The organism is Microcoleus sp., assembly GCF_049646505.1.
Lineage (GTDB): Bacteria > Cyanobacteriota > Cyanobacteriia > Cyanobacteriales > Microcoleaceae > Microcoleus.
The window spans coordinates 1-7,872 of record NZ_JBARVX010000235.1; the positions used below are offsets into that span (position 1 = coordinate 1).

8 protein-coding genes are annotated in these 7,872 nt (G+C 47.5%); 2 read left to right on the forward strand and 6 right to left on the reverse strand.

The genetic code is table 11. The annotated features are described in order from the left end of the window. Nucleotides 1-1,415 (forward strand): sensor histidine kinase (locus WBA89_RS12665; RefSeq protein ID WP_424406862.1); only part of this gene is annotated, 1,415 nt, incomplete at its 5' end. 170 nt (nt 1,416-1,585) lie between these two features. On the opposite strand, the gene WBA89_RS12670 is transcribed toward WBA89_RS12665, so the two are convergent. The 5 genes from WBA89_RS12670 to WBA89_RS12690 form a co-directional block, all read right to left on the reverse strand. Beyond that, the gene (locus tag WBA89_RS12670; protein WP_424406863.1) at nt 1,586-2,014 is read right to left on the reverse strand and encodes a YidH family protein; all 429 of its coding nucleotides are present in this window, start codon (nt 2,012-2,014) and stop codon (nt 1,586-1,588) included. Nucleotides 2,015-2,064: 50 nt separating this feature from the next. After that, nucleotides 2,065-2,214 carry a hypothetical protein gene (locus WBA89_RS12675; RefSeq protein ID WP_424406865.1) on the reverse strand — a complete coding sequence of 50 codons (150 nt, stop codon included), beginning with the start codon at nt 2,212-2,214 and terminating at the stop codon, nt 2,065-2,067. 20 nt (nt 2,215-2,234) lie between these two features. After that, entirely contained in the window at nt 2,235-3,650 is a 1,416-nt protein-coding gene (locus WBA89_RS12680; RefSeq protein ID WP_424406867.1) for an LCP family protein, read from the reverse strand. A gap of 104 nt (nt 3,651-3,754) precedes the next feature. Further along, the gene (locus WBA89_RS12685; RefSeq protein WP_424406869.1) at nt 3,755-4,129 is read right to left on the reverse strand and encodes a hypothetical protein; all 375 of its coding nucleotides are present in this window, start codon (nt 4,127-4,129) and stop codon (nt 3,755-3,757) included. A 119-nt stretch (nt 4,130-4,248) separates the two neighbouring features. Then, nucleotides 4,249-4,371, reverse strand: coding sequence for a hypothetical protein (locus WBA89_RS12690; protein ID WP_424406871.1), 123 nt, complete (start codon nt 4,369-4,371; stop codon nt 4,249-4,251). On the opposite strand from WBA89_RS12690, the gene rpe reads away from it, so the two are divergent. Further along, nucleotides 4,370-5,071, forward strand: coding sequence for a ribulose-phosphate 3-epimerase (gene rpe / locus WBA89_RS12695; RefSeq protein WP_424406873.1), 702 nt, complete (start codon nt 4,370-4,372; stop codon nt 5,069-5,071). The two genes, WBA89_RS12690 and rpe, sit on opposite strands and share 2 nt — an antisense overlap. A gap of 156 nt (nt 5,072-5,227) precedes the next feature. Here the strand turns inward: rpe and WBA89_RS12700 are convergent, their stop codons facing one another. Next, a complete protein-coding gene (locus tag WBA89_RS12700; RefSeq protein ID WP_424406875.1) occupies nt 5,228-7,618 on the reverse strand; it encodes a VIT domain-containing protein in 2,391 nt (796 codons plus the stop codon). Between the last annotated feature and the right edge of the window lie 254 nt (nt 7,619-7,872).

Sequence of the window (7,872 nt, forward strand, 5' to 3'; positions counted from 1 at the left end):
GGGATAATTATGCTAATTCTTTGCCGTTAGTTTTGGGCATGAATGGAGAAACTGCTGTGGCTTTGCTGGTGAATGACAGAGACGGTAATTTGCTCTATCAATCGAGGCAGTGGCAAGATGGAATTGATGCAAAATCACTGTGGCAATCGCTGCCTCAACCGCCTCCCGATCCTGATAGAATACCTTTTGAATTAGAGCCTCCCCCTCCACCTCCCAATGGAATTGATTCATTCTTACCGAGAGAAAGAAGGCCTCCGCGCGATCGACCTCCTGTGCGCGATCGACCCGATTTATTCTCTCCGAGAGAAAGAAAACCTCCGCGCGATCGACCTCCTGTGCGCGATCGACCCGATTTTCCTCAAGTTTTCCAGACTCAGCTAGCAACAAGGCGTACTAGCAAAACTGTTTGGCGTGTGGGTGCGATTCATTCTCCTCGGACTCAAATAGCAATCGCCGTTAACTTACAGGCGATCGATCTCGAAATGGCATCGATCGGCAATATCTTTCTAATTTCTATTCCCGCAGTGCTGTTATTCGTAGCAGGTGGAGCGTGGTTGATATCGCGGAGTATTCTGTATCCCATTGGGCGACTCACGATGGCAATTCGCAATGTCACCGTACAAGGACTAGATCGGCGCGTCCCTGTTGGTTCGACGGATATTGAGTTTTTAGAATTAATTTCTGTGTTCAATCAGATGTTAGAACGTCTGGAACGGAGTTTTCAGCAAGCTTCTCGTTTTAGTGGAGATGCTGCTCACGAATTAAAGACTCCCCTGGCAATTTTGCAAGGGGAACTAGAACGGGCTTTGCATCAAGTTGAATCGGGTTCTCAGGTGCAGCAAACCCTGAGTAATTTGTTGGATGAAGTGCGCCGATTGAGTGAAATTACCCGCAAACTTCTTTTACTTTCTTTAGCCGATGCCGGACGTATGGGTTTACATTTGGTTGAGGTGAATGTGTCGGATTTGCTATCGGAAATTGCCGAAGATATGGAACTTTTAGCACCGGATTTAGAAGTGCAAATGGCAATTGCTCCTAATTTATATATACAGGGCGATCGCGATTTGCTGGTGCAGGTTTTGCAAAATCTGGTTGGGAATGCTATTAAATATAATTTACCGAAGGGTTGGCTCCGATTACAAGCCCAGCGTCACGAAAAAAGAGTAATTGTGAAAATTGTCAATAGTTCTCAAGATATTTCTTTAAGCGAGCGCAAGCTAATTTTTGAGCGCTTCCATCGCGGTGACTCCAGTCAAATCCAAAAAATAGAAGGATCGGGATTGGGGCTAAGTTTAGCAAGGGAAATCGCACGGGCCCACGGCGGCGATATTCAACTAGATGCTGCAATCCTGGGTCAAACAGGGTTTATACTGAGTTTACCTGGGGCAACACTTCGGACAGTTTTCAATCGCTAACGGTATAATCAGGGTTTCAGGCTTTCGTCAAGCTCGGATACAAACGGTAGAATGGCACTTTCAGGCTCTCATTCAAAAACTGTCCGAAGTATTGCTGGGGGCGATCGCGATTAACCCGATCGATAATATGGTTGCGGTTGTTTTGACTTTAACTGAGCGATCGGGTTAATTTACAATTGAGAGTTTTTAGGAGTTGAAGTGGGAGCTATATTTGCGCGATCGCGCCACAGCAACAACGGAATGCTTAACGTTCCTAAAATCATCACAACTCCCGTCAGAATCCAAACGAGCACGCGATTGGGGCGATAATCACCTCGCTCAATTTGCCAGAAAACTCGATTGTAACGCCATGCTGCTAAGGCAATCACCGCAATGCCAAAAACGACTAAACTCAGCCCTAAAGTTTCGGAGTTGAAGAAGGGAGGGGAGGAAACTTCTTGCTGTGTCACTGTAGCTTGAAATTGACTCAGAAATAAACTGAACCGAGCGATCGCAAACCCAAAACCAATTAAAGCGAGTGAAGTTCGTAACCATGCAAGAAACGTGCGTTCATTTGCCTGATGTTCGCGCTGTCGGTCTATTTTAGCACCCTTGTTCATCTACCCTACCTTTATAAAATATCTTAAGCTTTCCCTCGTTGATTATTGTGTCATTTCTGGTTGCGGAGGGAAGTATCGGTATTGCGATCGCGATTCAACATCACCCAAAAATATAGTATCAGTCGATCGCCCAAAAAGCGATCGCCTCCTTCTCTACCAACACAAAAAAGCAGGACACAGCACTGCTGTGTCCCTACCAATACGGAATTTAAAAGCCTGTTTAAAAAGACTTAAACCCACCTTCAGATTGAGTTTTTTTGCTCAGCCAATCCTGACCCAATCTGATTGTCACGTCGGATTGCAAAGCACCCGTACTCTCAACCAGCACGTCTCCAAAACCCAAAGACTGTTGAATCGCTCTGGCACTTTTAATATCGCCGTCTTGAGCGACAATCGTGGTCTCTTGGAGCGGTTCTGGCCAATCTTTATAAACCTGGACATTCCGATAGCCGGCGCGAGTCAGAGTATTGACAAAATCTTCAACAGCCGATTGGTCGCCCGTACTGTCTTGAATTGCCACCTTCAGAAAAGTCGCATCAGCATTCTCGATTGTCCAAGTATTTTGACCGAAGTCAAAATGATCTGCGACCATAGTTTCGATCGCATTTTGGTCTGGCAACCAAAAACTGGCTTTATAGTCCTTCGGATCGCTGAATCTGCCGGGAACCATCAACATTTGGACGCTGGCGCGATCGGTTTGAGTAGCAAAACCAGCCAAAGCCACCAATTCTTCTATACTCAAATTTGTGTCGAGGTGAGACTGAATCACTGACAAAATCTTCGGCAAGCGAGAAAGCAAACCAACATTAACTTCCTGTTCCACAAAAGCCCGCATCAACAATTGCTGGCGCTGCACCCGCCCGATATCGCCCAAGTCGTCGTGCCGGTAAAGTAAATATTGCACGATTTGTTCGCCGTTGAGCTTCTGCTGGCCAGCCTTTAAATCTATATATAAATGCTGGCTATTATCGGTATACTTCATGTCTTTAGGGACATTAATATTTATGCCACCTAGGGCATCTACCAAACTTTTGATGCCATGAATATTAACTGTGACGTAGCGGTCAATTCCCACGCCGCCCAGGAGTCCGCTGACTGATTTAGCTGACGAAGCCGGGCCGCCGTAGTAATTAGCTTCGTTGATTTTCACTTCACCCCTACCTTCAACATAGGTGCGGGTGTCACGGGGAATGGAAAGCACGCTTAATCTTTTATTTTGAGGGTCAAACCTCACCAATAGCATGGTATCGGTTAAGCCCTTAAAAGAGTTTTCCCAAACCTCGTATCCGACATCTTTGTTAGCACTTCCTTCGATGTCAGAGGTCAGAACTTTAAGTCCTAAAACTAAAATATTTACTGGGCGAGTTAACTCCGGCATTTTCATGTTGAGCTTTGCCATGTCGCCTTGAGAAAACACCGCCGCTTCTTCGGGAGTCAACTTTTGTTGCTGAAGCGGCGTTGTGGAAAGGGAGACGGCTAGCAGCGCTCCGGCTGTGGCTGAGAGCATGGCTACTCCAGCCAAACCAAAACCAAAGCCCAGCCAGCGGCCTCGATGCGGCTGGTGCGATTTTTTGGTTGAAGGTTGAGCGGTTAATTCTTGGATAGGGTCTTGATTAGGAGTTTTTTGAGCTGGCACTGGCTTCCTCACACACAACAAAAATAAAAAAGATCGCGACAATATGTAGTATCAACCTGAAGACCGAATCAATCAATACGGTAAGGGTTCAAAAGCACCCTAAATTATGATAAATGTTTGCCTACCACTTGCTCGGCTACACGGCTAATTCCGGGCAACCATAGCGGTTGACGTTTCCAGAGGCGAACCATCAGTCCCAGAGAAACGATAAAATAACTGGTTGTCAGCAGGCTACTCATTAATAACATGGTAAGTGCTGGAGATTCCGTAGAAATCGCGCCGGCTTCTAAAAGAATATGTCCTAGGAGCCAACTAACAGCGAGGGCAACTGCCAAGCGGCTGACGGCTTTGCGTTCGGGGCTGCCCTGACGGCGGTAAAGAGTCCACAGCGCTGGGAAAAAGCCGATGACTGGGATTGTTAATACAAACAGACTTGCCCGATCGAGTTCAGGATTGTCTAAAGGATGTGTATTTTTCATAATTTGCATTCCAAATTTACAGGAGGTCTAGTTTTGCACAAAATTTAATTGGTTTGAGAGAAAATTGAGCTCGCAGACCAAAATTCGCAGCAGGGCTGGTTTTGCACAAAAGTTGTCTGTCAGAGGCAAAATTTTTCGGTGATTGCTGGCGGTCGATCGCAGCCGAGCAACTTTTCGACCCGGAGAGCCGTAGTTTGATAAACTGGATACAGCACCGCAGACAGGAGAACAGACTTAGCCATGACCAAATCTCAAAAACCGATCGTGATTTCTCCATCAATATTATCAGCCGATTTCAGCCGTCTCGGAGAAGAGATTCAGGCAGTCGATCGAGCTGGGGCTGACTGGATTCACGTAGATGTGATGGACGGTCGCTTTGTTCCTAATATTACTATCGGGCCGATGATTGTCGAAGCAATTCGTCCCGTTACTACCAAGATAATCGATGTCCACCTGATGATTGTGGAGCCGGAGAAGTACGTCGAAGACTTTGCTAAGGCTGGTGCGGACATTATTTCCGTTCACGCCGAGCACAATGCTTCGCCTCACTTGCACCGCACCCTAGGTCAAATTCGGGAATTGGGCAAGCAGGCTGGTGTGGTGCTGAATCCTTCGACACCCCTAGAGTTGATCGAGTACGTGCTGGAACTTTGCGATTTGGTGCTGATTATGAGCGTGAATCCGGGCTTTGGCGGTCAAAGTTTTATCCCGACTGTGGTGCCGAAAATTCGCCAGTTGCGCCAAATGTGCGATGAGAAGGGCCTCGATCCTTGGATTGAGGTGGATGGCGGTTTGAAGACGAACAATACTTGGCAGGTTCTGGAAGCGGGCGCAAATGCGATCGTCGCGGGTTCTGCCGTGTTTAAGGCGAAGGATTACGCAAGCGCGATCGAGGGTATCCGCAACAGCAAGCGCCCGACTCCTGAATTGGCCGCTGTTTAATTGAAAATGCGATCGCGTCCGATGAATTAGTAATAGACTTTTCCCAAAATTATCGCTTCACAGGCAGGATGCTTGTGAAGCGATAATTATTAGAGAGAACTGTTTTGGTCTATCGATCTCAAATATTGATCTGAGATGATGCAAGTCCTCAAAATATCAAGAGCTAACCCGCAACGTCAGGCGCACTGTATTCCCAATTGGGTGAGGAATGCGCCAGCTCAAAAGCCATTTTTTAATCGTTTTGAGCAACTCCACATCTGCCAAAGTCGAAGCATCGGTATCTGCGACTATGCGCGTGAGGCGAACTTTATCGAAGACAAGTTCCAAAACCAGTTCGCCGTTGATACCGGGCGGGACAGTCAGAGTTTCCAAGTGTTCGTTTAAACTATCGATCGACATTTCATCTAACCCCGTAGCGCTGACAACTTCTACGGGGTGTTCGTTTAAACTATCGATCGCCTCTTCATCCAATCCCGTAGCGCTAAAAACTTCTACGGGTGATGTGCTGCGCGGGCGCGGCGACGGTGCGGGGGCGCTGGCTCGTGCGGGCAATGGATACATCTGCTGAGGTGAGCGATTAAATGTGATGCCGCGTTCTTGTTTTTGTTCCATCCAGTCTGTGCAGCCATATATGCCTTGATATTCCACCGCTTCCGGCATTTCTACAGGCACGTTCATCGAGATGGATTCCGTACCCGGTTCAACGCGGACATCATCGCTGACGGCCACAAAAGCCGTGTACTGCGACAGAAGCTGATAGGTAAGCGCCGTTTCTGTCACCGTTTCCACCCCCACCTTGGTTTCGTACTGCACCATCTGATTCATCAAATCTTTGATGCGATGCCGCCCCCAAAGCTGGGCAACTGCCGGATTTCCAGCATCAGTAAAGTTCATCTCGTAGGTTTGGATGTACTGGTGTCCGCCTGCGCTAACTCCTTTTATATGAAGTGTTCCAGCTTGGCGATCGCCCTTTTTACCAAATAAAACCAGCGGTTGTTCGGCAAACAAATCCGGCGCAACTGAGGGATAAATTACCGGATTTTCGCCCTCTCCCTGCCAAGTAATTTCTAGATTTATTAACACCGGATTGTTGATTTGCCGGAAGAACTTTTCCACAAATTTATTAACTGGTTCGTCGTGGGTGACAATCCGGGAAAACCCCCGTCCAATTTCGGCAATGCGATCGAGCAAAAAGCGATTAACGGAACTCCCCGCACCAAAACTGTACAGGCGATTCCCCGATTTGAGATGCTGCTGTACTTCGGCGAAAATCTCGTTTTCGTTGCCGATGTAACCGTCGCTAAGCAATACCACAGTCCGCAAGCGCCCGGATGGTGCTGGAAAATCGATCGCAGCCCGAATGCCGCCCAACATTTCCGTACCACCGTTAGCGTGGAGTTTGTTAATATATGCGATCGCCTGTTGCCGATTCTCCGCTGTATTTGGCAGGGGTTGTTGCGATAGTTGCCGCACGGCGTTGGAAAAATCCAAAATCGAGAAAGTATCCGGCGGATTCAGCCCGTCAATAAATTGCCGCAACAATGCCTGACATTGCTGCAAAGGCGCACCGGATTGCGAACCAGAAGTATCGACTAAAAAAACGACATCTTTCGGGACAATTTCATCAGTTTTGTATTCGATCGCCGGAATTAAGTAAATAGCAAAATGTCCGCCGCGATCGTCCGATTGAGTTAATACCGTCGATTGAGTTTCTCGACCGGCAACTTGATAGCGAACAATCAAATCTTTGTTGGGAATTGTATCTGTATTTCCCAACTGAACGCGCACCTTCAGCCCATTCTTTTGCTCGCTGTTTGGGGAAGTTTGGGGAGAGTCGAAATATTCAATTTGCAGTTGGTGGGATGGAGAATTGACATTGCGAATCGGTATGCCCGCCTCAATTTCCAGCGTCACGCCGATATCCTGTCCCGATCGCATTCCCGGCGGCAAAATCGGGGCATTCAGCCGAGCCGCATCGGGAACAATATCGGTAGACGAATTAACTGTCATTGGGGCTGGGGCGCTACCGCCGGCTGCAGTTTCATCCAGCGGCGTACCGGGAATATATCGCGGCCCGACAACCATCGGAAACACAAATTCATAATCCCCAGCTTGAAATTTCAAGCTGTCCGTATAGCGAATCACAACCTCGATTTCTTCTCCCGGTTTGATGTTGGCGAGGGATTGAGTGAAAATATTATCTCGTTCTTGTTCCAACAAACCCGCTGTCCGCCCTTCTTGTTTGGCTTGTTGGTAAATTCTTTGTGCTTCTTCGCGTTTTTTGATGCTGCCTTTAATGGTCTTATCGCCGATTTTAATTTCCATTTCATCTACCGCGGCTTTTGCAGGTAGCGGAAAAATATAGACGGCTTCCAGCGGCTTGGTGAAAGGATTTTCAAATTTTTGCGAGACTTCAACCCGCGATAAATTTCCGGCTATTTTGGCTCTGACTTCTGTATGTTTCAGGGGAAAAACGAGTTGTTTTCCTTCGGGGGAACGCACGTACAATCCACTGGTGCGATCGGTTGGAGATGTCAAGGGTGTCATGAGGTTGTTCCTCCATCACTGATATATAGCGGTTATCAAAAAAGTGAGGTGTGTCCTATGCCCTATGCCCGCTCCCGGATAGTACCTCATCTTTCCGAGAAAGGCTATATTATAACATCATACAAACAGTAATGCTCAGTTGCGATCGACTCAAACAGCCAGTCATTCGATTTTAGATTTTGGATTTTAGATTACTCGTTACCAGGCTCTGCCTGGTAACGCAGATAGGCGAGGCTCTGCCTCAATTTTCGCGA

Bases quoted from the DNA above. Each gene is read 5' to 3' on its own strand.
- WBA89_RS12700 (WP_424406875.1), bottom strand. From the start codon at position 7,618: ATGACACCCTTGACATCTCCAACCGATCGCACCAGTGGATTGTACGTG.
- rpe (WP_424406873.1), top strand. From the start codon at position 4,370: ATGACCAAATCTCAAAAACCGATCGTGATTTCTCCATCAATATTATCA.
- WBA89_RS12685 (WP_424406869.1), bottom strand. From the start codon at position 4,129: ATGAAAAATACACATCCTTTAGACAATCCTGAACTCGATCGGGCAAGT.
- WBA89_RS12670 (WP_424406863.1), bottom strand. From the start codon at position 2,014: ATGAACAAGGGTGCTAAAATAGACCGACAGCGCGAACATCAGGCAAAT.
- WBA89_RS12690 (WP_424406871.1), bottom strand. From the start codon at position 4,371: ATGGCTAAGTCTGTTCTCCTGTCTGCGGTGCTGTATCCAGTTTATCAA.